We start from the raw sequence: 23,566 nt of genomic DNA on the forward strand, positions 1-23,566 counted from the left end.
CCCTCTAATCTACTTATTTTCGGTGACAACTTTTTGACCAGAACCTGCTAAATACCAGCGATTATCCGGATTATGATACCGGCGCCACATTATTAAACCAATGCTACCAAAGAACAATACCACTGACAACGCTTGTGAGACCCGAATAACGTTAAATAGCATGAGAGAATCAGTACGCATGCCCTCCGTAAAGAAGCGACCAAAGGCGTACCAAGCAACATAAGTTAAGAAAACATCACCTTGCTTATACCAATGTGTACGGTGTCGCGTAACCATCAGTAAAACAAATCCTAATAAGTCCCAAACCGACTCATACAAGAATGTCGGTTGCCGATATGCACCGCGAATATACATCTGATTAATTAGCCATTCCGGCAAGTGCAACCCTTGCAAAAAACTCAAACTAGTCACCCGCCCAAAGGCTTCCTGGTTCATAAAGTTCCCCCAACGACCAATACCTTGACCCATAATCACTGTGGGCGCCGCAATATCAAGCATTAGCCAAGTGGGAATGAATCGTGACCGGCAGAACAAGATGACCACAATGCCCGCACCAATTAGCCCACCATAGATGGCAATCCCCCCATCCCAAATCCGGATGATTTCGCCAGGATTCTGACTATAGTACGACCACTGAAAAATCACATAATAAGCACGGGCAGCAATCAAAGTAAACGGAAGCGCCCATAAAATCATATCGTAAATGTCATCGGGCCGAACTCCTCGTTGCTGGCCTTCACGTACAGCTAGGGCCACCGCAATGACGACGGCACTTGCAATAATGACGCCGTACCAATGGACCTGAATAGGTCCTAACCGTAGTGCAATTGGGTTGAGTGCCCCTAAAACGGTATTCACGCTACTGCCATCTCCTTATTACTTGTGAGAATCGTGCACGGAATTAGACTTGATCAACTTATTCAAGTTATCGTCAAAGACCTTCGTCGCGTCGTACCCCATACTTTCAGCACGGAAGTTCATCGCCGCTGCTTCAATAATAATTGCTAGGTTACGCCCAGTTTTAACTGGAATCGAGATTTCAGGCACTTCAACATCAAAGAATTTCCGATTCTGTTCTCCATTTCCTAGTCTATCAAATTGCTTATCAGGCGTCCAATTCTCAAGGTGAACAATTAAATCAATATCCGTATCCTGTCGAACTGCACCAGCACCGAAGAGATTCATCACGTCAATAATACCGATACCACGAATCTCTAAGAGGTGATTTAAAATTGCAGGTGCTTCACCGACAAGGGTTTGTTCATCTTGTTGATAAACATCGACTCGGTCATCCGCAATCAGGCGGTGGCCCCGTTTAACTAATTCCAACGCCGTTTCACTCTTCCCAACACCAGAATCACCGGTAATTAGAACACCCAAGCCATAAATATCAACTAACACGCCATGAACAGACTGTCGTTCAGCCAACTTGCCTTCCAAGTAATTCGTCATATTACTTAGTATCCGAGATGACGTCATTTTCGTGCCCAAAATCGGCACGCTATTTTCCTCACCAGCCTGCACCAATTCTTCTGGAACGGGTAATCCGGTTGAGATGACAAACGCTGGTGTCGTCAGCTGACACATTTTTCGAAAAATCATCAACCGTTCGTCATGACTCATGTTTTTCGAATAAGCGGTTTCAGTTTTACCTAACAATTGCACCCGTTCACGTGGATAATAGTTGAAGTAACCGGTCAGTGCCAGCCCCGGACGTGAAATATCGCTAGTTGTAATATCCTTTTTCTCTAACAAGTCAGCGCCATGATAAACTTCCAGACGCGTATTTTTCACCAAATCGGCAACGGTTACACTTCCTGCCAAAAGAATCCCTCCTAATAATAAAAAAGTGTGGCCCGCGTTGTCCAGTCGCGCCATTACGCTACCCTTTCAAGCGGCCACACTTTTATGACTGAAAACGGATTATTTCTATCCTCTAATCTTAGCACTTTAAAGCGCTTTATTCACCATCAACGCCGTCTTTTGCGAAAAAGTTAGAGACAATCACGTTGGCAAGCGACATCAATATTGAAACGACCATCGCCATTCCAAAACTGGAAAAACCAAAATTGCCCTTACCAACAACGTAAGATGTCATTTGTAGCATAAAGCCATTAATGACAATACTAAACAACCCCAATGTTAGTAGCGTGATTGGCAACGACAATAACAGTAAGAACGGCTTAATCGCCGCATTAAGAATTGCAAGGACAAAACTGGCAATTAATGCCATCCAGACACTCGCAACGTGAAAGCTACTCTGAAAGAAGCCCGCAATCGCAATAAACAAGATCGTGTTAATTAAAATTCGTTTCCAAAAGCCCACTTTATAATCACTCCATTAATCTTAGTGCTGCGGATCATCCTCTTCATGAACATTATGAATTTCTTTACGTCCATGCGCTTGCGGCTTAGTTTGCTCACCCGTACTTTGCCGCATTTGTTCGAAGAAGCCCGTATTGTCTGGTTTACTTGGGATAATTGTCATTAATACTAAGTATACCAAAACACCAAAGCCATGGGTAATTAGAGTTAAAATGACGTAGAGTACACGTAATACCGTTGCATTCCAATTTAAATATTCAGCGATGCCACCAAGGACGCCGGCAAAAACTCGATTATTAGATTTGGTTAACTTTTGTTTTGTATTTGATTTCATAGTTAGACGCTCCTTATAAGTATTGTCTAACCATATCTTACTAATTGTAAAAGCCGGTTGCAAACTAGACGACCGGCTTTTAGTAATTATTTATGATTTGTTATACTAAATTGGAGCTTTCCGGATTCAATTCAATGATCTCACCGGTATTCAAATAAACGATCCATTCACCAATGTTAGTCACCAACGCCCCGATACGCATCAAATAGGTCGCGACATTGAGATAGTCGGTAGATCCAATGACAGTCTCAGGATGGCGTTCCATCTTGGAAATTCCCTTCTCATTGATTTGGTCGTACATTTCGCCAACTTTAGCATCCTTAGCAGCGACCCGGCGTGCTTCCTGATCATCACTCTTAACGTAAGCGGCCAGCATTTCCTCAACCATCTTACGGACGCGGTTCCCCATTTCTGATAAAGCCGCTTCAATTTCTGGCACGCGCACATTGCCTTTGACCCGAATCGTTGCGTGGGCAATGTTACGTGCGTAATCCGCCATACGTTCCAATTCAGAAACCGCCTTTAAAATGGTGACAATCTCCCGTAAGTCTGAAGTAACGGGTTGGTATAACGCAATCATTTCAAATGACTTTTGTTCTAGTTCAACTTCACGTTGGTTGATTTTAGCATCATTATCGATGATTTCTTGGGCTAAGTCGCGGTCATGATCAATAAATGCTTTGACCGCCTTTTCAATCGTTTCGCTGACCATCATTCCCATTTCAGTGAAGTTCGCATCAATATCGTTTAGTTCATCATCAAAAAGTCGTCGCATGGTTTTTTCCTCCTAACCAAATCGTCCCGAAATATAGTCATTGGTTTCTTGTTTAACCGGATTCATGAAAATCTGCTTCGTGTCGTTAACCTCAATCAGTTCACCATTCAAGAAAAACGCCGTTCGATCAGAAATTCGTGAAGCCTGCTGCATGTTATGCGTAACAGTTATGATAGTGTAATCTTGGCGCAAATTCAATAGGGTCTCTTCAATCATTCGACTTGAAATTGGATCTAACGCGCTGGTAGCCTCGTCTAAAAGAATAATATCAGGTTCCACGGCCAGTACCCGCGCGATACAAACCCGTTGTTGCTGCCCACCAGATAAGGACAACGCATTGGCGTGTAAGCGGTCCTTGACTTCATCCCAAATTGCCGCTTGTTTTAGACTTTTTTCAACCGCCGCATCTAACCGTTCTTTATCATGAACGCCGGCCAATCGTAGACCATAGACTACATTTTCATAAATTGAAAATGGAAACGGATTAGGCTGTTGGAACACCATGCCGATTTCTTTACGCAACTGCACGGTATCCGTCGTTGGCGCATAAATATTATGCCCGTTGAAATTAACTTCACCGGTAATCGTGACATTGGGAATCAAATCATTCATCCGATTCAAACAACGTAAAAATGTTGATTTGCCACAGCCGGAGGGACCAATCAAAGCTGTAATGCCTTTGTCATCAAAATCAATATTAATTCCTTTGAGGGCCTCTTTTTTACCATAAAATAATGATAAATTCTCAGTGGTTAAAATTGTACTCATGAACGGTCCTCCTATCCAAAATTCCCAGAAATATAGTCATTTGTCAGATCCACTTGCGGATTCGTAAAGATCTCACCAGTCTCTGAATATTCTAAAACTTTTCCGAGATTAAAGAACGCTGTATAATCACTTATCCGCGATGCTTGTTGCATATTATGGGTCACAATAATAATGGTATAATTTTGCTTTAATTCTAATAACGTGTCCTCAATTTGGCTTGTAGACACCGGATCTAGCGCACTAGCTGGTTCGTCAAGCAACAAAATATCTGGTTTAACTGCAATCGCTCGGGCAATACAGAGTCGTTGTTGCTGACCACCAGACAAGGCTAGGGCGCTCTTGTTTAAATCATCTTTAACTTGATCCCACATGGCGGCTTGTCGCAAAGATCGTTCAACAATTTCATCCAAGTCTTGTTTTTTATTCATCCCACGTTGACGAAGGGCGAAGGCAATATTTTCATAAATCGACTTTGCAAACGGATTAGGTCGTTGAAAAACCATGCCAATGTGGCGACGCATTTCATAAACATCGATATCATTACTATTGATATCCAAATCCCGATACATAATCTTACCCTTAACAGTCGCAATCCGATCGTTCATCCGGTTTAGCGAGCGTAAGTAAGTTGACTTACCTGAACCGGAGGGACCAATCAACGCACTGATCTTATACCGTTCAAACTGCAAATCCCCCTCTGAAATCGCCTCGGAATTACCGTAAAACACGTGCAAATCCTCGGTCGAAAGCGCAATTTCATGGTCTTTTGGATCAAACGTCATAATGTTACGTTGTGTCGTTGTCATTGTATTATCTGCCATCAAAACGGCCTCCTTTATTCAGCGGTTAAATGTTTGTACAAGCGTTTGCCAAGCCAACGAGCTAAGAAGTTAAAGAGTAGTACCGCAATAATTAAGACGGCTGAAGCACCCGCGGAGACAGCCTTGGCATCTGGCATAATCCCCTCCGAATTAATTTTCCAAATATGAACAGCTAGCGTTTCAGCGGGCCGTAACGGACTAAGTGGACTGCTAATATCAAATGGATTCCAATTAGTAAAATCTAAGGCCGGTGCGCTTTGACCTGCAGTATAAATTAAGGCGGCCGCTTCACCGAAAATTCGACCAGCACTCAAAACAACCCCCGTAATAATACTTGGTAATGCGGCCGGGACAACAATTTTCGTAACTGTCTCCCAACGCGATAATCCCAAGGCATAGCCGGCCTCTCGCTGATTGTCTGAAATGTTCGCTAGTGCTTCTTCAATACTTCGAGTCAAAATTGGCAAGTTAAAGACGGTGAGTGCAAACGCCCCTGACAGAATTGAGAACCCTAGTTTAAACTGAACAACAAAGAACAAATAACCAAATAAGCCGACGACCACGGACGGTAATGAACTCAAGATTTCAATAGTTGTTCGAATAAGCCCAGTCAATGTATTTTGTGGCGCATACTCATTGAGATAAATACCCGCACCAAGTGAAATAGGTAGCGAGATCAATAGTGCCAAAAATAATAAGTAGAAGGAATTGAACAATTGAATGCCAATCCCACCACCCGCCTCAAATGCTAGCGCTGGTGACGTTAAAAAATGCCACGAAATCTTAGGAACGCCTTGAATCAGAATATATCCCAACAGGGCAATTAAAATAATGACCACAAAGGCCGCGACACCATACAGAATTCCAGTCGCAAGTTTATCAATGCGTTTAGCGTTCATTGTTTAATTTCCCCTTTCGACCAATATAGCGAATAACTAAGTTAAAGACTAACGACATCAGTAACAGGATCATCGCTAACGACCACAGTGCATTGTTTTGTAATGAACCCATGACGGTATTTCCAATTCCCATCGTCAAGATACTAGTCAAAGTCGCCGCTGGTGAGACTAAGTTATGTGGTAATAACGTTGCGTTCCCAATCACCATTTGTACCGCGAGCGCTTCCCCAAAGGCGCGGGCCATCCCGAAAACCACGGCCGTCAGCATACCGGGAATTGCCGCCCGTAAGACCACTTTATAAATCGTTTGCCAGCGCGTAGCCCCTAATGCTAACGAGGCTTCCCGATAATATCGAGGAACTGCATTCAGCGCATCCGCGGTCATTGATGTCACAGTTGGTAAAATCATGACGAACAGAACAAAAGTCCCGGATAAGATCCCATAACCACTACCACCGAACGTATTCCGAACAAATGGTACAACCACTTGTAACCCGATAAACCCATATACAACCGAAGGAATGCCGACTAATAATTCGGTTACCGGCCGAAGAATTTTAGCCCCCCGGCGCGGCGAAATCTCAGTCATAAAAACGGCCGTCCCAATGGCAAACGGTGTTGCAATCAGGGCTGAAAGAATCGTAATTAAAAATGAACCAACAATCATTGGCAATGCGCCAACAGCGGGTTGTCCATTCGTGCCAACCGTGCCAGGATTCCACTGGGTGCCACTCAGAAATTGCCATAAATTAATATGATTCTGAAAGAAGGTTGCTAACCCCCGTGATGCAACAAAATAGAAAATTAAAAAGACTATGCCGACAATCAGCGCTAAACAAATTAGACTGATGGCCTTACCACGTCGCTCGATTTTACTGGCAACTGATTTTTTTAATAAACTTTCTCGAATTTTATCCATGCGCTCTCCCTCATTTCACGACAGAAACTTTACCGGCCGCATTCCGCTGTACTTGCATATCATGGACCGAAATATAACCTAACTGCTTGACTAATTTTTGCTGAACAGCGGTTGATAAAATATAATCAATAAATTTTTTAGTTAACTGGTTGGGGTGTTTACCCGTGTATAAATGTTCATAAGACCAGATATACCACCGATTATTGCGGACATTTTGCTCTGTTGGTCGCACCCCATCCACTTTAACTGTCTGTACCGACTGGTCTAAATAGGAGAATGCCACGTAGCTGATTGCACCAGGCGTACTAGCAACAATTGACCGTGCTAGTCCAGATGAATCTTGTTCCTGAGAATCCGTACTCTTATTCCCCTTTAAAGCATATCGCTCAAATGTTTTCCGGGTTCCAGAGCCTTGTGCCCGATTAATTAACGTAATCGGCAAATTGCGCCCACCGACCTCACGCCAGTTCGTCACCTTACCCGTAAAAATTTGAATGAGTTGACGTTGCGTTAAATTAGTAACACCGGCTTTTTTGTTAACGATGGGGGCGATGCCGACTACGGCGACCCGGTGATCAATTAACTTGCTAGCCGTAATACCACTTTGCTCTTCGGCAAAAATATCAGAATTACCGATGGCAACGGCGCCAGCCTGGATTTGACTAAGTCCCGTTCCAGAACCACCACCCTGAACATTAATGAACACACCGGTATGATTACTGCTGTACTGCTCACCGGCCGCTTCAACTAGTGGTTGTAAGGCCGTTGATCCAACTGCAGTAATTGATTCACTGGCACTAGTACGATCACGATGTGTGTATCCCAATCCAACTAGTCCAATAATCACGATCAACACGATTAATTGGATGACCCGACTTTTTTTCATAACTAATATACCTCCTACCCATTGCTCATAATCAATAATACAAAGTTTGTGTAAATGCTTGATATGAGTTTTGTAAAGATTGTGTAAACGTCGATATATTTTTAACTATTTTGCGTCTTAGCAACCACAGAATGAAAGAATCATTAGAATATTATACAAAAAAACGATTTTCACAGGTTACATTCACCGCAAAAATCGTTATAACTACGAATTATATCAGTTAGTTTGATCTAACATCTGTTTATAAGCCAGCTTTACAAGTCACCACAATACTTTCCTGTCACATTCTAGAAACCTCACCCGGCAGTCATTAACTGACTGTACTTAAAATCAGTCTGAAACAATTCAGCCAGCACTATCAGTCGCTATCATGTTCAACCACTGTTATCGGTAATGTGACCGTCATCGTTGTCCCCACACCCCGTTGACTAGCAACTTCGATCGTACCGTGCATCGCATTTACCAATTCCTGAACAATTGCCAGTCCCAGCCCAGTCCCACTCACTAGCTGTTGTGAGCGAGATGGACTTGCACGGTAAAATCGTTCAAAAATGCGCTGTTGATCATCCACACTGATGCCGATTCCCGTATCCTTAACAATTAACGACCAAGTCTGTTGACTGACCAGTGATGCAATCGTTACACTCCCACGGGGTCGGTTATACTTGATTGCATTTGTAAGCAAATTTTTGACAATCTGGTTCAACTTTTGTGGATCACTAGTTACCGTTAAATCTGCGTCAACTTGATTATTGATCGTTAAATGTTGTCGTTCAATCGCCTGTTGGACCACTACGAGTTCTTGTTCAATCAACGGTCGAACAGCTACTGGCACCAATGTTAACAGCGTCGTATTCTGCGCCCGGATTCGCGATAATGATAAAACATCTTGAATTAAATCAATTAACCGTTGACTCTCATCAGCAATAATATGCAAAAATTGATCTAAAGTTGCCGGATCGTCCTTAGCCCCACTTAGCAAGGTTTCGGTAAAACCAGAAATTGCCGTGATTGGCGTCTTCAACTCGTGACTCGCATTACTGACAAAATCATCCTGCATCTGTTCAATCATGTACACTTCAGTAATATCGTACAACATCAAGACGATTTGAAATTGCGACCGATTTCCTTGAATGTAAACAGTTGAAGCCTCAACCACCTGCGTATTCGGCGCCGGTGTCAAGGTAATCGTTGCCCGCTGATTATGGCTACTAGCAATCGTATCCTCAATTAATTTAGTCAACGCATATAATTGAATATCTTTCGTATAAACATGAGCCACCGTGTTAACAGAGACTTGTAACAGTTCACTCATTGCCGGATTTGATAGTTGAACTTGCCGTCGATGATCAATGACCATCACGCCCACGGGCAAGTATCGCATAATCATCATTAATTCTTTTTCTTGTAATTCCGCACGCCGTGTCTGGTGTTTCTGATAACTTTCTAACCGATTAACGGCCTGCGCCAAACTATACAATGGATCTGATTGTGGTAATAAAATATGCGGTGGAAACTGTTGGCTACTCATTTGACGGAGTTTAGCCTCCATGCGATCAATGGTCTTTTGACGTTCACTTTGTTGCCGCCAAACAATGATTCCTTCAATAACTGCCAGAACCAACCAGGCGCACCCTAAACTACCCGCTAATTGCCAAGTCCACTTAATTGGCGAAAAATGCTGCAACATAACCAACACGATCAAGATAGTCAATACATTTTCCATGAGCAATAATCGGGTGGTCTGTTGCCAGCGATTATGCATGGTCGTCACCAACAAATTCATAGCCAAACCCTCGTACTGTCCGAATTAATTGCGGCTGTTTGGGATCAACTTCAATTTTTTCACGTAAATGTGAAATGTGGATATCAACAATCCGAGTCTCACTAGCATAGTCGTATCCCCAAACATGATTTAAAATCGCATCACGGCTAAGTACTCGGCCTTCTCGTTCCACAAAATACACAAGTAACTCAAATTCCTTAGGCGTCAAACTAATATTGTGACCATTACGGGCAACCCGATACTTATTTTGATCAATTTGTAGATCCCCAACTATCATTACCGAACGATTGACAGGTATCCCCGGCGTCGGTGGTATCACTGATTCGTCTGGCGTTGCTCGCCGAATGACAGCTTTAATTCGAGCAAGCACCTCACGTGGTGAGAATGGCTTCGTAATATAGTCATCTGCACCTAATTCTAGGCCAAACACTTTATCAAATTCATCATTCTTAGCCGTCACAATAATGATTGGCGTCTGAACCTTCTCTTGCCGTAACTTTTTAGTAACTTCCATTCCATCAAGCTCAGGCAACATTAAATCTAATAAAATACAAGTAAATGATTGAGCTAAACCTAATGACAACGCGTCCGCACCATTCGTCGCTGTCACAACTTCATACCCCGCCTGCTTCAAGTTATATGATAATAACGTCACGATAGCCGGCTCATCGTCTACCACTAAAATCTTATCCATGGTCATTAATCCTCCAGATCAGTGAATAACACAATTCCTAACTCGTGTGGGGCGCCATTATAGATCGCCGTTTCGGTAATAATCAATTCCTGTTGCCGATTACGCACTTTTAAATGAACATATGTCGGACTTTTGAGTAAAGCCGCATAAAATTGGGCCTCCGTATTAACTGGTTGCCGATTACACTCCAAGATAATATCCCCTAAATCGAGGTTTAATTTATCAGCCGGTGTGTGTGGTCTCAAACCAATTACTCGCACCCCTTGCTCCGTATCCGCGTATCGAAACTGCTGATGACGATCATGATACCGGTGCTGTGCTAAGATTCCCCAAGTTAGCACCACAACCAACCCCATCAGTGCCAGGAGCCACTGCGGACTGAGTGCCGCAAAACGTGCAATAATTGCAACCAATACACTAACCACTGCAACCCAACTAAAGCGACTTGCTAATTGACGCCACGCAATTTGTGGCAACTGTTTATAAACTCGAACGCTTGTCCCAATTAACAAAGGTAACAATAAAATACTGAAGGACCGTTCACCAACCATAAAAACTGGCCACCAACTAAACACTGCGTGCAACCAATCGCCAGGAATCAATACCCCAACTGGTAAAACCACCAATTGCTGCCACCGATAGCGAACAAGCCGTTTACCACGTTGATCCGGTTGTAACTGTGGCGAACGACCATCCTGATCATGCCAACGTAACAATATCGCCGTAGTAGCTAAAACCATTGCCAGTAATATCAACCCGTTCACGACCAAGTTACCGCTCATGCTCGTTGTGGCAAGACCGTGTCGTTGTAAGGCACCACCAACCGTGGTTAGTTCCGGACTCATGGCCCAATAAATTAGCCAACTCAAACCAAAAGCCGTCACTGGTACCAATGCTCCTGGAATAATAATTAAACTGATTGCTGCCACCGCTTCGTAAATTACGACCCAGATGGGAGCCACCACTAATCCCAATGCCAAGCTAATAGCGGTCATTAGAATTCCTAACAAACAACCATCCATTAAAAAGTGACGGACTTCAACTAATTGTGGGTTGATGGCACTATGAAAATACTGACGCTCATTCTTGACTCGTCGTTTAGCGGTTAAATAGCTACGTAACAACCCTAACCAGACTAACGGTTGTAAAAGAAACAATTCAAAAATCTTTAATACCTGCATGTGCGTGACCCCTAACGTTAAACTCTGAAGTTAGTATAGCATTTTTGCCGAAGGAGACCAACGACGTTTCAATTCCGTTAGTCGTGCTATTACCACGTTAATATCTCTATATTATAAGACTAGTGGCTAAAAAAATACTAAGATGACCTACGCAACGATAGGTCACCTTAGTATATGTGCAAATCTATTGCGGATTGCGCTGGGCTAATTTCCATTGTAAATATGCATCCATAAACGGATCAAGGTCCCCGTCCATCACAGCCTGACCATCATGTGACTCATAATTAGTCCGATGATCTTTAACCATCGTGTACGGATGGAAGACGTAGGATCGAATTTGTGACCCCCAGCCAATATCCATCTGTTCACCTTGAATTGCAGCCCGTTCCTTGGCCTTTTTCTCTTCTTCGCGCTCGTATAGCTTCGCTCGTAACATATTCAACGCCGTTTGCCGGTTTTGTAATTGTGACCGCTGTGCCTGACTGGCAACCACAATTCCCGTTGGCACATGGGTAATGCGCACTGCTGAAGAAGTTTTATTGACATGTTGACCACCGGCACCACTGGCCCGATAAACATCAATTTTTAAATCTTCAGGCCGAATGTCAACATCAACCGTATCATCTAGTTCGGGCATCACATCAACACTAGCAAATGATGTATGCCGCCGTCCAGCTGCATCAAATGGTGAAATCCGAACTAACCGGTGGACACCTTTTTCAGAGCGCAAATATCCGTACGCATTGTGACCACTAATTAGTAAGGTTACGCTCTTAATACCAGCCTCATCACCAGCTTGATAGTCCACCGTTTCAACCTTAAAGTTATGGCTGGCCGCCCATCGAGTATACATCCGTAGTAACATGGCACCCCAGTCTTGAGATTCAGTCCCACCAGCTCCTGGATGAATTTCCAAAATGGCATTGTTGCGATCATAGGGCCCATCTAAAAGCAGATTGAGCCGGTACTGTTGTAAATCGTGTTCGGCGTGCTGGAAATCCGTTTCAAACTCAGCCTGCATCTCAGCATCTGGTTCCTCGTTTAATAATTCGTACGCGACCGCCAAATCCCCAACTTCATCAGCTAACTGTTTAAACGTCTCATACTTGCCTTTCAAGACATTATTATCATCAATAACCTTCTGTGCAGCTGCTTGATCGTCCCAAAAACCGGGCTCGGCCATGCGGGCTTCATTTTCTTGAATGCTTTCGTTCAAAGCATCTAAGTCAAAGCGACCCCCTAAAGTCGTCGACAGCACTTTGCATTTCTTCGATCAGGTGTTTATATTCACTTAATTCCACAAAGAACCCTTCTTTCAACTTATTTATTAATTATTTAATATCAATTAAAATTGTAAAACGAGCCTAAGACCTTGGTCTCAGACTCGCTAGCACTAACGTTAAATTTTAACGTTGAATATTTTGGCGAATTTCGGACTTCATGAAGAGACGGGTCGTATCGTAATCAATATCTGCAACCATTTCTTCAAACATCTGATAACCATCACGTTGGTATTCAACTAATGGATTCAACTGACCATAGCCCCGCAAACCGATCGATTGTCGTAATTGATCCATCGCATCAATATGGTCCGTCCAATGTGAATCGACCACTCGTAAAATAACGACTTTTTCAAATTCTAGCATCTGACCAGCATCATAAAGCTGTTTAGCCTTATCCGCATAAATCTTATCAACGCGGTCCATCAAGTAAGTCTCAACCTCCGCTGGTGACTTGCCCTTTAAATCAGCCACACTAATCGAGTCTTCCTTGACCATTGCTGCTTGAGCAAAATCAACGACCGCATCCAAATCCCAATCCTTGGAATCACCCTGCATGTGAAGTTGTACCGTCCGTTCGACAGTCCGCTTGATCATTGGCATAATGACCGGCTTCAAGGATTTTTCTTCCATAATGACTTGTTGGCGCTCACCGTAAATCACTTCACGTTGTGCCCGCATGACATCATCATATTGTAAAACGTTCTTCCGGGAATCATAGTTATTCCCTTCAACCCGTTTTTGAGCTGATTCAACTTGGCGAGTAATCATTCGTGATTGAATGACCGCATCATCATCTTCAACGTTCATCCGTTGTAAGAAGTTCTTGATCCGTTCTGAACCGAACCGTAGCATCAAATCATCTTCAAGTGAGAGGTAGAATTGTGACATACCAGGATCACCTTGACGACCAGCACGGCCCCGCAATTGGTTATCGATCCGTCGGGACTCATGCCGTTCAGTCCCAATGACAGCTAACCCGCCGACCTCTTTAACACCCGGTCCCAATTTAATATCAGTCCCACGACCAGCCATGTTGGTGGCAATTGTAACTGCACCGCGTTGACCAGCGTTCGCCACAATATCGGCTTCCTTCGCATGGTTCTTAGCGTTCAGAACCACGTGCGGAATATTTTCCTCATCCAAACGATGCGATAAGTACTCTGATGTTTCCACGGCAACGGTCCCAATTAACATTGGTTGCCCCTTTTCGTGGAGTTGTTTAATTTCTTTAACCACGGCGTTAAACTTACTTTGTAACGTTGGGTAAAGCAAATCTGAACGATCATCACGAATCATGGGCCGGTTGGTTGGAATCGTAATAACTTCCATGTTATAGATTTCGCGGAATTCTTCTTGTTCCGTCTTAGCCGTCCCAGTCATCCCAGATAACTTTTTGTACATCCGGAATAAGTTTTGGTACGTGATATTCGCCATTGTCTTGGTTTCTTCTTGAATCTCAACATGTTCTTTAGCTTCGATTGCTTGATGCAAACCATCAGAGAAACGCCGACCATCCATGATCCGTCCCGTAAAGGAATCAACAATCAATGCTTGACCATCGGAAATCACGTAGTCTTTATCCTTCAGCATGATGTAATTAGCACGTAAGGCTTCATCCAAGTAATGGTTCAGCGCCGTATTATCAGTATCATAAAGATTTTCCAAGCCAAAGTACTTTTCAGCCTTCCGAATTCCTTCGTCTAATAATGCAACAGTCTTAGATTCCAAGTCAACCTTGTAATCTTCATCCTTGGTTAACGTCTTGGCAAACCGATCAGCCCGCTTATACATCCCGGTCGTTCCTTCCGACTGACCAGAAATGATTAATGGTGTCCGCGCCTCATCGATTAAAATGGAGTCCACTTCATCAATAATTGCGAAATTCAGTGGCCGTTGGACCATATCTTCACGATAAACCACCATGTTATCACGTAAATAATCAAACCCAATTTCACCGTTCGTTGAGTAAGTAATATCGGCATTATAAGCTGCGCGCTTTTCTTCTGGTGACTTTTCAGCCCCATTAATACCGACACTCATTCCTAACCAGTTGTAAAGTTCGCCCATCTCAGTCGCGTCACGCGCTGATAAGTATTCATTAACCGTTACAACGTGGACACCCTTACCAGAGATCGCATTCAAATAAACTGGCATGGTGGCCGTTAAGGTCTTCCCTTCACCAGTCTTCATTTCAGCGATATCACCCTCGTGTAACACGATACCACCAAGAATTTGAACGTGGAATGGATATAATCCAAGTACCCGTTTTGCACCTTCACGCGCCGTTGCAAATGCTTCTGGCAACAAATCGTCTAACGATTCGCCCTCCTTGTACCGTTCACGAAATTCTGGGGTTTTCGCTTGCAAGTCAGCATCACTTAACTTGGCGTATTCGTCAGCATAAGCTTCAACTTTATTAGCAATCTTATCCAGACGCCGAATAATCCGCTTGTCGCTTTCAACCCAGCGTTTTAAAATGTTGGCCATTTACGTATCCTCTCCAAATAATTAATCTTAATTTTAATTTCAATTGTCCATTTCAAAATAAAATACCATCTGTCATTTTACCATTATTTACTAGTAATGAAAACCACAGGCCCCTATGTAACCGATACCGTTCAACGCTTTATTTACATCCTTAACTAAATATTAGTCTTTAACAACGTCGTCACAAGCACTAACCCCCTCTTTTTAATTCTGACGAGCCACGTTGGGCTGAATGACTCTCATGCATAATCACTGAACCGGGCTTACTCATCAAAAATAAAGAACTGGCCAACTGACCAGTTCTCATAAGTTGCACTTTTAAAATTAGTGATTATCGTCGGTTTCAATCAAACCATAACGACCATCGTTACGCCGATAGACGATGTTAATGGCATCCGTTTCCGCATCTTCGTAGATAAAGAAGTCATGGCCGAGCATATCCATTTGTAGAATCGCTTCTTCATTATCCATTGGCTTTAACGCCACTCGTTTGGTGCGTACAACGTCTAACTTATCGTCCTGATCATTGTCGACAGCGGCAACTGTTTCATCAGTCGCTGCAAAGTCAATCGCTTTATAACCCTTTTCACGGGATTTGCGGTTAACCTTAGTTTTATACTTGCGGATTTGGCGTTCCAACTTGTCAGTCACCAAATCAACACTCGCATACATATCAGGAGAAGTTTCTTCTGCCCGGAGAACTAAATAGGGAAGTGGAATAGTGACTTCGACTTTAGCCGTCTTGTCTGGGTGAACTTTTAAGTTGACATGGGCAATTGCGTCAACCTGTTTGTCAAAGTACTTCTGTAACTTACCCACCCGTTTTTGAACGTAGTCCCGAATTGCTTGGGTCACTTCGATATTTTCACCGCGAATATTAAAATTTAGCATAGATCTTCTCTCCCTTCACACACATTGCTGTGTACCCAAAGTAATTAAAGGACCACTCTTTAATTACTTTGCTTAAACTTATTATAATAGAAAGCGCTACAATAAACAATCCAAATGCCACTTTCCATTCAAATTAGCGGGCAAGGGTTAGCCCTGTCACGCTCTTGGCACCGTTTTCCAAAAGTAGTGCGGCCGCGTGGCGAATCGTCCGACCAGTCGTATAAATATCATCCACTAATAAAATATGCTGATTAGTCAGCGTGGTCTTCCCTACTATGCTGAATGGCTGAGAGGTCTGCAATCGTGCTTGCCGGCCCTTTTTCGACTGGGGGACCGATTTAGCGGTCGCTCGTGTCGTTATCACTGAGTCCGGTTCAGCAGCTAACCAGCCCGCAACTTGATTGAATCCCCGCGTTTGCATTGTGGTTGGTGTGACAGGAATTGCTAGACAAATATCAGCATCCCGCTCAGCTACGGCCTGCTGTACCACCGTTGCAAATACTCGGCGTAATTGATAATCCCCTTGAAACTTATAGCGCTGAAAATAGTCATGCATTGCGTCATTATAAGTGAAAAGTGCTTCGTTGTGGAACGATGCTAATTCAGGCCAACGTTGACAATCCAGACACCGCTGTAATTGTTTTTGAGCACGTCCACAACTTGGACACGCCGTTAACCGGTCAATAGGCACAAATCGCTGCCAGCAGTCTGAACAGACGACTGGAAACGATACCGGCTGCCAACTAAGTATCCATGGCAACGTGACCTTAGTTGACATATTGTTATGGCACAGTAGGCATTGTAGCACGTAATCGCCGTCCCTTTTGATTGATTGTTTGAATCTGACGCTGTGCGCGTTTGACATTCCGGCCGTGACTATGGCAAATAAACCAAACAAGACCAGTCGGCCGCTCACGACTTCGTCCCACTCGGCCCGCGATTTGAACGAGTGCTGCCGTGGAAAACATGTCATCATCCGCACCAAGAACAATCACATCAATGCCCGGAAAGGTCACTCCGCGTTCTAAAATCGTTGTCGTAATTAAGTATTGCAACTGTTGCGCCCGCATTTGTTGGACCTTGGTCAACCGTTCTGGATCTGCCGAATAAACTGTCTGCCCAACCATTTGTGGACAATAATGACGTAGTGCTGCATATACCGAAGCTAACTGTTGAATCCGGGGAACAAAGAGCAAAAAGCGCTGATGATTGTACTGATATTTTTGTAATTGTTGCACGAGACAACGTGGCAATTTCCCCTGAAGTAATAATTGGTGCCAGTTAGGTTGCAAACGGACCTTAATTGGTGGTAACAAGTGTTGATGAAACCGCAATGGCAAATAGCTGATGGCTAACTCTCCTCGTCGAACTTGCTTTAATAAAGCCCGACTCGGCGTCGCAGTTAAATAAAGAATGGCACCCTCCACCTTAGCAGCCTGATTCACCGCAAATGCTAAGCGTGGATTGGCTGCAAATGGAAACGCATCAACTTCATCAATAATCAAAACATCAAATGCTTGGCGAAAGCGCAGCAATTGATGCGTCGTACAAATCGTCAGTTGCGCATACCGATACGGCTCTGGATTATGCCCATGTAGAACGGCAATTTGAACATCGGCAAAGGCCGCTTGTAACCGCGGCGCTAACTCTAAACAAACATCCACTCGTGGTGACGCAATGGCAACGCGCCATCGATGCGCTAATGCCCATGCAATACCGGGAAATAACATTTCAGTTTTACCAGCACCCGTTACTGCCCATAACAATTGTCGCTTGTGAGCAATAAAATTAGCTTGAATCGACTGGGCACAGGCCGCTTGTTGAGTTGTCAGCGTTCCTTGCCATGTGCAGACCGGGAGCGTTGCAAAATCATTTGGTTCTGGCATATGATAGAGTTTAACAAGTGTACTCACCCGACCTAAATTCAAACATTGGTAGCAATAATATTGCTGCTTAGGCAACTGGGCCCGTAGTCGATCTAAATAACTGCCACAACGCCGACAAATAACGTTATGCTCATCAATTTGCATGGCCGGTAATACCTGAACACCAGCAGGTAATGTGGTTGCTTCAAGCGCAGATAACGCTAACTGACGGCCATATAATGCTTGTGCTTCCATCAAGTTCCCCCCTCTCAGCTATCAAATACGCGCTTTAGCGACTTATTCACGAAAGGAACCGATTAATTTGACTAATCCTTACTACACCATTACTCAAGACACAGTATTTGAACAAACTATCAAAAAATCCCGTTTTATTGCCCATCTATATCGCATTAGTGACGAAGCAGATGCTCAAACGAAAATTGCAGCCATCCGCACAGCTAATCCTAAAGCTAACCACAATTGCTTCGCTTACATGCTTGGTGATGATGACCATATTCAACGAATGAGTGACGATGGTGAGCCGGTGGGAACTGCCGGATCACCAATCTTAGAAGTTTTAAAAACTAATGAATTACATGATGTACTGGCGGTCGTGACTCGCTACTTTGGCGGCATTAAACTTGGTGCTGGTGGTCTTATTCGCGCCTACAATAGTACCCCAGCTGAAGCCATCGAAGTTAGCGGTAAGGTCCAGCGCGTCTTACAAACCCGCATCGCAATCACCCTTGATTACCGAAATGTTGATGCTTTAGCCTACTACTTGCAACAAAATCAACTGACAACACTCAAAACTGACTATGGTGTTCAAGTCACACAACTTATCGCAGTGGCCCAATCTGAAATGACTTCAGTTCAGCAAGCCATCACTAACTTACTGAGTGGCCAAGTTACCTTTGCTGAACAAGGTGAACAATATACAGAAGTCCCAGTCACGCGTACTTAGGGGTAGCTTGCGGGTACGCATATAATTGACGAACAGGAACCAAATTAGTGTACATGCTAACGTTGAAAAAGATTGGTCTTTTCGAATTTAATATAGAACAAGCGAATTTTGGACATTTATCTGATTCTTGGATAGTAACACTGGATTAGTTATTTCAAGTATTTATGATTAGCTTGTTTGATAACTGACTTTTCCGCTCGTCGGCATCTTTTTACTAGCTAGTCAGACGGATTCTTACGAGTCATTAATACCTCGCCTCCGCTTTAGCCGTGTTAACAAAAAAAGTCGAGCGTGTGCTCAACTTTTTAGCTACTATTTTTTATTTTAAATCAGTAATTGCACCTGACTGCCCACGATCAACCTTCATCGAAGTCAACGGAATGTATCCTAATTTCTTAACTAGGCTTCCTTGAACAGATTTCGAAGTCATGTATGTTAAGAAATTCTTCAATTCCCCGGTTGGTTGTCCCTTAGTATACATGTGTTCGTATGCCCAAATCTTCCATTTGTTTGTGGCAACATTAGCTTCCGTTGGTTTAACATTGTCGATTGAAAGCGCCTGAACATCACTCTTGACGTATGAAAAGGCCAAATAACTGATAGCACCTGGTGTAGTGCTAACAATTTTTTGAACTGTCCCATTAGAATCTTGTTCTTGACTAGTGGCCACCTTAGCATTGTCTAATCCCCATTTTTCAAACGTTGCACGGGTCCCGCTACCTTGTGCCCGGTTAACCACGGTAATTTTTTCATCCTTACCACCAACTTCTTTCCAGTTAGTGATCTTACCTTGGAAAATCTTGACTAGTTGTTCTTTAGAAACATTGGTGACATTAGCATCCTTGTTAATAACCGGGGCCATCCCCACAACAGCCACTTTATGATCAACTAACCCTTTGGCATCTAATCCTTTTTGATCTTGCGCAAATAAATCAGAGTTCCCAATATTGACTGAACCCTTAGCGACTTGACTCAAGCCTGCACCAGAGCCACCACCTTGAACGTTAATAGTGACATTGGTATGTTCATTCTGGTAGGCCTGACCAGCCTGTTCCACTAGTGGTTGTAGCGCTGTTGAACCAGTTGCAACAATCTTAGCGGTCTTAGAACTACCGCTACTACTGCTACTAGTATTCTTCGTACTCGTGGCTGAACTACTGCCGCAACCAGCTAGTAAAACGGTCATCGTTACTGCTAATGCGCCGAGTGTCAGTGTTTTTTTCATAATTGAAACTCCCCTTCTTCAATTGACTATCAAAATTAAACAACCAACTTGGCAACCCATCATAGCAAAACTGGGTAGGAGTGCTACGACAAGTGATGGAGCAGCATCACCGTCCGATGGGTGTACATCGTTGATTGCTTCGGAACAAGCTTAATTTTACTAATCGTTTGTAAATTGTGAATGACGATTACGTAAATTGCTTGTATAGTTTTGGTAAAGTCTAGCTAAGCGAACTTAACGATAATTAACCAAAAACAGGCATCCCCGTTCACCACCCGGTAGATGCCTGTAACATTTCAATAATTTTTAATTGTTAGTGGTTACTCTTGGACGTTAAGCGCGCCACGGTCCTTTTGATCCAATCTAATAACGGCTGACGATTATCGCCAGCTAATCCGATTGCTTCCACGAATAACTCTAAACCAAGTAATAATCCGATTGTTAGCAAAACGGAACCCCAGATTGACGAGATTGGATACAGTAATGAAATAAATGAAAAGATGAGCGCAATACCGTAAATCACCATCACGGTCTGGCGATGGGTTAATCCTAATTGCATCAAACGGTGGTGTAAATGATGCTTATCCGCCTGTGAGATTGGCTTCTTATTCAAGATACGCCGAATCATTGCGTAAACCGTATCCGTAATCGGAACGCCTAAAATCATGACTGGAATCCCCACTGAAATCAATGTCACATTCTTTAAACCAAACAACGAGAATACTGCGGTCATAAACCCAATAAACAGTGAACCGGTATCTCCCAGATAAATTCTAGCCGGGAAAAAATTATAGGGTAGAAAACCGATCATCGCGGCAACTAGAGTAAAGATTAATAACGAAACAAACATATTGGCATTTAGGAAAAACAAACCAATAATCCCCATCGTACTTAGTGAAATAATCGAAACGCCAGTCGCTAATCCATCTAAACCATCGATTAAGTTCACCGCGTTCGTGATTGCTAAGATCCATAATAAGGTTACGGGGAGACTCAACCATTGAAAGTGAATCAATCCCAACAATGGAAATGTGAAGGTCGTCATCCGAATACCACCAATAAAGTAAACCTCTAGGGCAGCTAACGTGATCCCTAACATTTTTTGACGCGGCTTTAATTCATAAATATCATCGATAACACCAGTCGCAATAATAATCAATTCACCACCGAGTAGTGCGAAAAAAATGCGACTGGGGAACTGGTGCATGAGATACAACACAGTCGTACCAACGGTATAAGCACTAAAAATTGCCAAGCCACCCATTGTCGGCATTGGAATTTTATTGACCCGTCGTACATTTGGTTTATCCACGGCCCCAATTTTAAATGCAAGTTTCCGCACAAACGGCGTCAAGATTGCAGAAAGTATCATGGTCGCCACTAGGCTTACTAAAATTTCAAATCTGATCATTTGTGCGTAACTCCCTTCTCACTCTATTATGATAATTATACAAATCCCAATGACACTTGACAACTTGCTTCACTAAAACTTAGTAAAGGCAACATAATTCATTCATATTTACTGCTACCTAGTTGGTTCAGCATCTAAATTATAACCTCAGTTACCCATATTATGACATAAAAATAAAAACCCGGCAGTTATGCCGAGTTTCAATATCAAGTTACTATTCTTTTAAATGGTAGTTATAAGTTGAAACAATAATATTTTCTCGTGAATTTAATACTGCCCGTAACCGCAAACTAGTCTGGTTATGCAAAATATTTTGCCAAGGTTTCTTCGGCACAAATTGTGGTACGAGCACCGTCGTTGAGAAATTCCGCTCTGCCGCGCGTTTTGCAATCACATCACAAAACCGTAACGTTGGGGTTGCGATTGAGCGATATGAGGAATGGATATCCACAAACCGTACGTCTGGGAAGGTTTCTTTAAATTCTGCCGCCGTCTTATGTTCCTTTTCAGGATTTTCATCAAAAGAAACATGCATGGCAATTACATAATCCCCGATCGACCGAGCGTAGTTGACCGCTTGGGCCGTTACCCGCGTCACATTCGAGACAAGGACGATTACCGTTGCACCGTCATAATCATGAATCGCCGCTTTTTCTTTCGCAACAACCCGTAACTGGGCCGCAACCCGGTCATAGTGCACGTGAATCCGGTAGAACATGTAGAGCAAAAGTGGCATCACAATCAAGTATGGCCAAACATTGCCAAAATGGAGCCAGAATAAAGTAACTACTAAACCTAGCGAAATCAAGGCCCCTAGCAAGTTAACAGCCGCTTTCATCCACCACCATTGACCACGCTCACGTAGCCAGTGAACAATCATACCAGATTGTGATAACGCAAATGGCACGAACACGCCCACTGCGTATAGCGGAATCAAGAGCGTCGTCTTTCCATGAAAAATAAAAATCAAGGCGATGGCCCCAACTGCTAATGAGATAATCCCATTGGAATAACCCAATCGATCCCCACGATCCATGTAAGCATGTGGTAGGAATTTATCCTTAGCCAAGTTGTACGCTAAGATTGGAAAAGCCGAAAAACCAGTATTGGCTGCAACTGCTAAAATCAGCGCCGTCGATAATTGTAGCAAGTAATAGAATAAGCCGTGACCAAAAACTGCCGTTGCAATTTGTGATAACACGGTATTGTCCGCCTGCGGTTTAATCCCGAGGTAATAACTTAGGTAGGTAATTCCACCAAAGAACGCTGCCAAGACTAACGACATGATAGCCAACGTATTCGCCGCATTTTTACGTTTTGGCCGTTTGAAGTTTGGAACCGCATTACTGATTGCCTCGACCCCGGTCAATGACGACGACCCAGACGAGAAAGCTCGTAAGAACAATACCAGCGTCATGCCCTGAACGGGAGCACCGACTGCTGCCGACGCATGATAAGTTAAGTTACCACTTGCAATATTCATAACGCCCCATAGAATCATGCCAATAATCATAATAATAAAAAAGTAGACAGGGAATGTTAAGAACGATGCGGACTCACGCATTCCGCGTAAATTTAACGCCATAACTGCAATGACAATTAACACTGCAATTAACACTTGGTAGTTAGCTAATGCCGGAATTGCCGATGTAATAGCCTCAGTACCAGAAGTCACAGAAACCGCGACAGTCAGCATATAGTCAACTAACAAAGAGCCACCAGCAACTAGCCCAGCTGGTCGTCCCCAGTTCGTACTTGCAACCACGTAGGCGCCCCCACCAGACGGATAGGCCCGGATAATTTGCCGGTACGACATTGTGATGGCAAACAGCAGAACTAATACAAGTGCCGCCGCGTACAATTGATACATTAAAGCGGCCGCTGAAAGTGTGATTAAGACAGTCGTAATCTGTTCAGTACCATAAGCCACCGATGATAGCGCATCTGACGACAGCAGCGCCAGTGCCTTGAACTTGGTGAGTGCCTGCCCACCCTCGTCCATGGTTTTTAACGGTTTTCCAATAACTAACCGTTTTAAATAACGCCACATGA

The 23,566-nt window shown here is 43.4% G+C and carries 22 protein-coding genes; 1 reads left to right on the forward strand and 21 read right to left on the reverse strand.

Annotated elements, in window-relative coordinates:
- Positions 1-9: 9 nt before the first annotated feature.
- The 18 genes from lgt to RXV91_RS02035 form a co-directional block, all read right to left on the reverse strand.
- Entirely contained in the window at positions 10-858 is an 849-nt protein-coding gene (gene lgt / locus RXV91_RS01950) for a prolipoprotein diacylglyceryl transferase (protein ID WP_316438446.1), read from the reverse strand.
- An 18-nt stretch (positions 859-876) separates the two neighbouring features.
- The gene (gene hprK / locus RXV91_RS01955) at positions 877-1,824 is read right to left on the reverse strand and encodes an HPr(Ser) kinase/phosphatase (protein WP_316438447.1); all 948 of its coding nucleotides are present in this window, start codon (positions 1,822-1,824) and stop codon (positions 877-879) included.
- Positions 1,825-1,960: 136 nt separating this feature from the next.
- A complete protein-coding gene (locus RXV91_RS01960) occupies positions 1,961-2,326 on the reverse strand; it encodes a phage holin family protein (RefSeq protein ID WP_131509427.1) in 366 nt (121 codons plus the stop codon).
- Between the two features lie 21 nt (positions 2,327-2,347).
- Positions 2,348-2,659: a PspC domain-containing protein gene (locus tag RXV91_RS01965; protein WP_316438448.1), complete on the reverse strand. Its 312-nt coding sequence runs from the start codon at positions 2,657-2,659 to the stop codon at positions 2,348-2,350.
- Positions 2,660-2,759: 100 nt separating this feature from the next.
- The gene (phoU, locus tag RXV91_RS01970; RefSeq protein ID WP_316438449.1) at positions 2,760-3,434 is read right to left on the reverse strand and encodes a phosphate signaling complex protein PhoU; all 675 of its coding nucleotides are present in this window, start codon (positions 3,432-3,434) and stop codon (positions 2,760-2,762) included.
- A 12-nt stretch (positions 3,435-3,446) separates the two neighbouring features.
- Positions 3,447-4,202: a phosphate ABC transporter ATP-binding protein PstB gene (gene pstB, locus RXV91_RS01975; RefSeq protein WP_021731196.1), complete on the reverse strand. Its 756-nt coding sequence runs from the start codon at positions 4,200-4,202 to the stop codon at positions 3,447-3,449.
- Between the two features lie 11 nt (positions 4,203-4,213).
- Positions 4,214-5,023, reverse strand: coding sequence for a phosphate ABC transporter ATP-binding protein PstB (gene pstB, locus RXV91_RS01980; RefSeq protein ID WP_021731197.1), 810 nt, complete (start codon positions 5,021-5,023; stop codon positions 4,214-4,216).
- Positions 5,024-5,037: 14 nt separating this feature from the next.
- Positions 5,038-5,922, reverse strand: coding sequence for a phosphate ABC transporter permease PstA (gene pstA / locus RXV91_RS01985; RefSeq protein ID WP_316438450.1), 885 nt, complete (start codon positions 5,920-5,922; stop codon positions 5,038-5,040).
- Complete coding sequence (gene pstC, locus RXV91_RS01990) at positions 5,912-6,841, reverse strand: phosphate ABC transporter permease subunit PstC (protein ID WP_021731199.1); 930 nt, start codon at positions 6,839-6,841, stop codon at positions 5,912-5,914. The genes pstA and pstC overlap by 11 nt, the downstream gene beginning before the upstream one ends.
- A gap of 10 nt (positions 6,842-6,851) precedes the next feature.
- Positions 6,852-7,727: a phosphate ABC transporter substrate-binding protein PstS family protein gene (locus RXV91_RS01995; RefSeq protein ID WP_064620865.1), complete on the reverse strand. Its 876-nt coding sequence runs from the start codon at positions 7,725-7,727 to the stop codon at positions 6,852-6,854.
- Positions 7,728-8,085: 358 nt separating this feature from the next.
- On the reverse strand, positions 8,086-9,492 hold the full coding sequence (pnpS, locus tag RXV91_RS02000; RefSeq protein WP_316438539.1) for a two-component system histidine kinase PnpS: 1,407 nt from the start codon (positions 9,490-9,492) through the stop codon (positions 8,086-8,088).
- A complete protein-coding gene (locus RXV91_RS02005; RefSeq protein ID WP_316438451.1) occupies positions 9,485-10,213 on the reverse strand; it encodes a response regulator transcription factor in 729 nt (242 codons plus the stop codon). Before RXV91_RS02005 ends, pnpS begins: the two co-directional genes overlap by 8 nt.
- Positions 10,213-11,388, reverse strand: a complete 1,176-nt coding sequence (locus RXV91_RS02010; RefSeq protein ID WP_316438452.1) for a hypothetical protein — start codon at positions 11,386-11,388, stop codon at positions 10,213-10,215. The genes RXV91_RS02005 and RXV91_RS02010 overlap by 1 nt, the downstream gene beginning before the upstream one ends.
- Positions 11,389-11,572: 184 nt before the next feature.
- Positions 11,573-12,689, reverse strand: a protein-coding gene (prfB, locus tag RXV91_RS02015) for a peptide chain release factor 2 (protein ID WP_114637679.1) whose coding sequence is annotated in 2 segments (ribosomal slippage) — positions 11,573-12,616 and positions 12,618-12,689 — 1,116 coding nt in all. Because the reading frame shifts where the segments join, the coding sequence is not laid out codon by codon here.
- A gap of 105 nt (positions 12,690-12,794) precedes the next feature.
- Positions 12,795-15,158 (reverse strand): preprotein translocase subunit SecA, encoded by a 2,364-nt coding sequence (secA, locus tag RXV91_RS02020; protein ID WP_316438453.1) that lies wholly within the window; start codon positions 15,156-15,158, stop codon positions 12,795-12,797.
- A 324-nt stretch (positions 15,159-15,482) separates the two neighbouring features.
- Positions 15,483-16,049, reverse strand: a complete 567-nt coding sequence (hpf, locus tag RXV91_RS02025; protein WP_316438454.1) for a ribosome hibernation-promoting factor, HPF/YfiA family — start codon at positions 16,047-16,049, stop codon at positions 15,483-15,485.
- Positions 16,050-16,182: 133 nt separating this feature from the next.
- Positions 16,183-16,827 carry a ComF family protein gene (locus RXV91_RS02030; protein WP_316438455.1) on the reverse strand — a complete coding sequence of 215 codons (645 nt, stop codon included), beginning with the start codon at positions 16,825-16,827 and terminating at the stop codon, positions 16,183-16,185.
- Positions 16,828-16,831: 4 nt separating this feature from the next.
- Positions 16,832-18,169 carry a helicase-related protein gene (locus tag RXV91_RS02035; RefSeq protein WP_316438456.1) on the reverse strand — a complete coding sequence of 446 codons (1,338 nt, stop codon included), beginning with the start codon at positions 18,167-18,169 and terminating at the stop codon, positions 16,832-16,834.
- A gap of 67 nt (positions 18,170-18,236) precedes the next feature.
- Here RXV91_RS02035 and RXV91_RS02040 point away from each other — a divergent pair, with 67 nt between their 5' ends.
- Positions 18,237-18,878: a YigZ family protein gene (locus RXV91_RS02040; RefSeq protein WP_316438457.1), complete on the forward strand. Its 642-nt coding sequence runs from the start codon at positions 18,237-18,239 to the stop codon at positions 18,876-18,878.
- A 319-nt stretch (positions 18,879-19,197) separates the two neighbouring features.
- Here the strand turns inward: RXV91_RS02040 and RXV91_RS02045 are convergent, their stop codons facing one another.
- The 3 genes from RXV91_RS02045 to RXV91_RS02055 all read right to left on the reverse strand — a co-directional run bounded on the left by RXV91_RS02045 (position 19,198) and on the right by RXV91_RS02055 (position 23,564).
- Entirely contained in the window at positions 19,198-20,103 is a 906-nt protein-coding gene (locus RXV91_RS02045; protein WP_316438458.1) for a phosphate ABC transporter substrate-binding protein, read from the reverse strand.
- Positions 20,104-20,416: 313 nt separating this feature from the next.
- On the reverse strand, positions 20,417-21,514 hold the full coding sequence (locus RXV91_RS02050) for an MraY family glycosyltransferase (protein ID WP_316438459.1): 1,098 nt from the start codon (positions 21,512-21,514) through the stop codon (positions 20,417-20,419).
- A 214-nt stretch (positions 21,515-21,728) separates the two neighbouring features.
- Positions 21,729-23,564 (reverse strand): APC family permease, encoded by a 1,836-nt coding sequence (locus tag RXV91_RS02055; RefSeq protein WP_316438460.1) that lies wholly within the window; start codon positions 23,562-23,564, stop codon positions 21,729-21,731.
- Positions 23,565-23,566 lie beyond the last annotated feature (2 nt).

This window comes from Lactiplantibacillus sp. DA1, assembly GCF_032681335.1.
Taxonomy (GTDB): Bacteria; Bacillota; Bacilli; order Lactobacillales; family Lactobacillaceae; genus Lactiplantibacillus.

What these genes read in the sequence shown, in the direction of transcription:
- RXV91_RS01965 (WP_316438448.1), bottom strand. Translation starts at nt 2,659, where the DNA reads ATGAAATCAAATACAAAACAAAAGTTAACCAAATCTAATAATCGAGTT.
- phoU (WP_316438449.1), bottom strand. Translation starts at nt 3,434, where the DNA reads ATGCGACGACTTTTTGATGATGAACTAAACGATATTGATGCGAACTTC.
- pstB (WP_021731196.1), bottom strand. Translation starts at nt 4,202, where the DNA reads ATGAGTACAATTTTAACCACTGAGAATTTATCATTATTTTATGGTAAA.
- pstB (WP_021731197.1), bottom strand. Translation starts at nt 5,023, where the DNA reads ATGGCAGATAATACAATGACAACGACACAACGTAACATTATGACGTTT.
- pstA (WP_316438450.1), bottom strand. Translation starts at nt 5,922, where the DNA reads ATGAACGCTAAACGCATTGATAAACTTGCGACTGGAATTCTGTATGGT.
- pstC (WP_021731199.1), bottom strand. Translation starts at nt 6,841, where the DNA reads ATGGATAAAATTCGAGAAAGTTTATTAAAAAAATCAGTTGCCAGTAAA.
- RXV91_RS01995 (WP_064620865.1), bottom strand. Translation starts at nt 7,727, where the DNA reads ATGAAAAAAAGTCGGGTCATCCAATTAATCGTGTTGATCGTGATTATT.
- pnpS (WP_316438539.1), bottom strand. Translation starts at nt 9,492, where the DNA reads ATGCATAATCGCTGGCAACAGACCACCCGATTATTGCTCATGGAAAAT.
- RXV91_RS02005 (WP_316438451.1), bottom strand. Translation starts at nt 10,213, where the DNA reads ATGACCATGGATAAGATTTTAGTGGTAGACGATGAGCCGGCTATCGTG.
- RXV91_RS02010 (WP_316438452.1), bottom strand. Translation starts at nt 11,388, where the DNA reads ATGCAGGTATTAAAGATTTTTGAATTGTTTCTTTTACAACCGTTAGTC.
- secA (WP_316438453.1), bottom strand. Translation starts at nt 15,158, where the DNA reads ATGGCCAACATTTTAAAACGCTGGGTTGAAAGCGACAAGCGGATTATT.
- hpf (WP_316438454.1), bottom strand. Translation starts at nt 16,049, where the DNA reads ATGCTAAATTTTAATATTCGCGGTGAAAATATCGAAGTGACCCAAGCA.
- RXV91_RS02030 (WP_316438455.1), bottom strand. Translation starts at nt 16,827, where the DNA reads ATGTCAACTAAGGTCACGTTGCCATGGATACTTAGTTGGCAGCCGGTA.
- RXV91_RS02035 (WP_316438456.1), bottom strand. Translation starts at nt 18,169, where the DNA reads ATGGAAGCACAAGCATTATATGGCCGTCAGTTAGCGTTATCTGCGCTT.
- RXV91_RS02045 (WP_316438458.1), bottom strand. Translation starts at nt 20,103, where the DNA reads ATGAAAAAAACACTGACACTCGGCGCATTAGCAGTAACGATGACCGTT.
- RXV91_RS02050 (WP_316438459.1), bottom strand. Translation starts at nt 21,514, where the DNA reads ATGATCAGATTTGAAATTTTAGTAAGCCTAGTGGCGACCATGATACTT.
- RXV91_RS02055 (WP_316438460.1), bottom strand. Translation starts at nt 23,564, where the DNA reads ATGTGGCGTTATTTAAAACGGTTAGTTATTGGAAAACCGTTAAAAACC.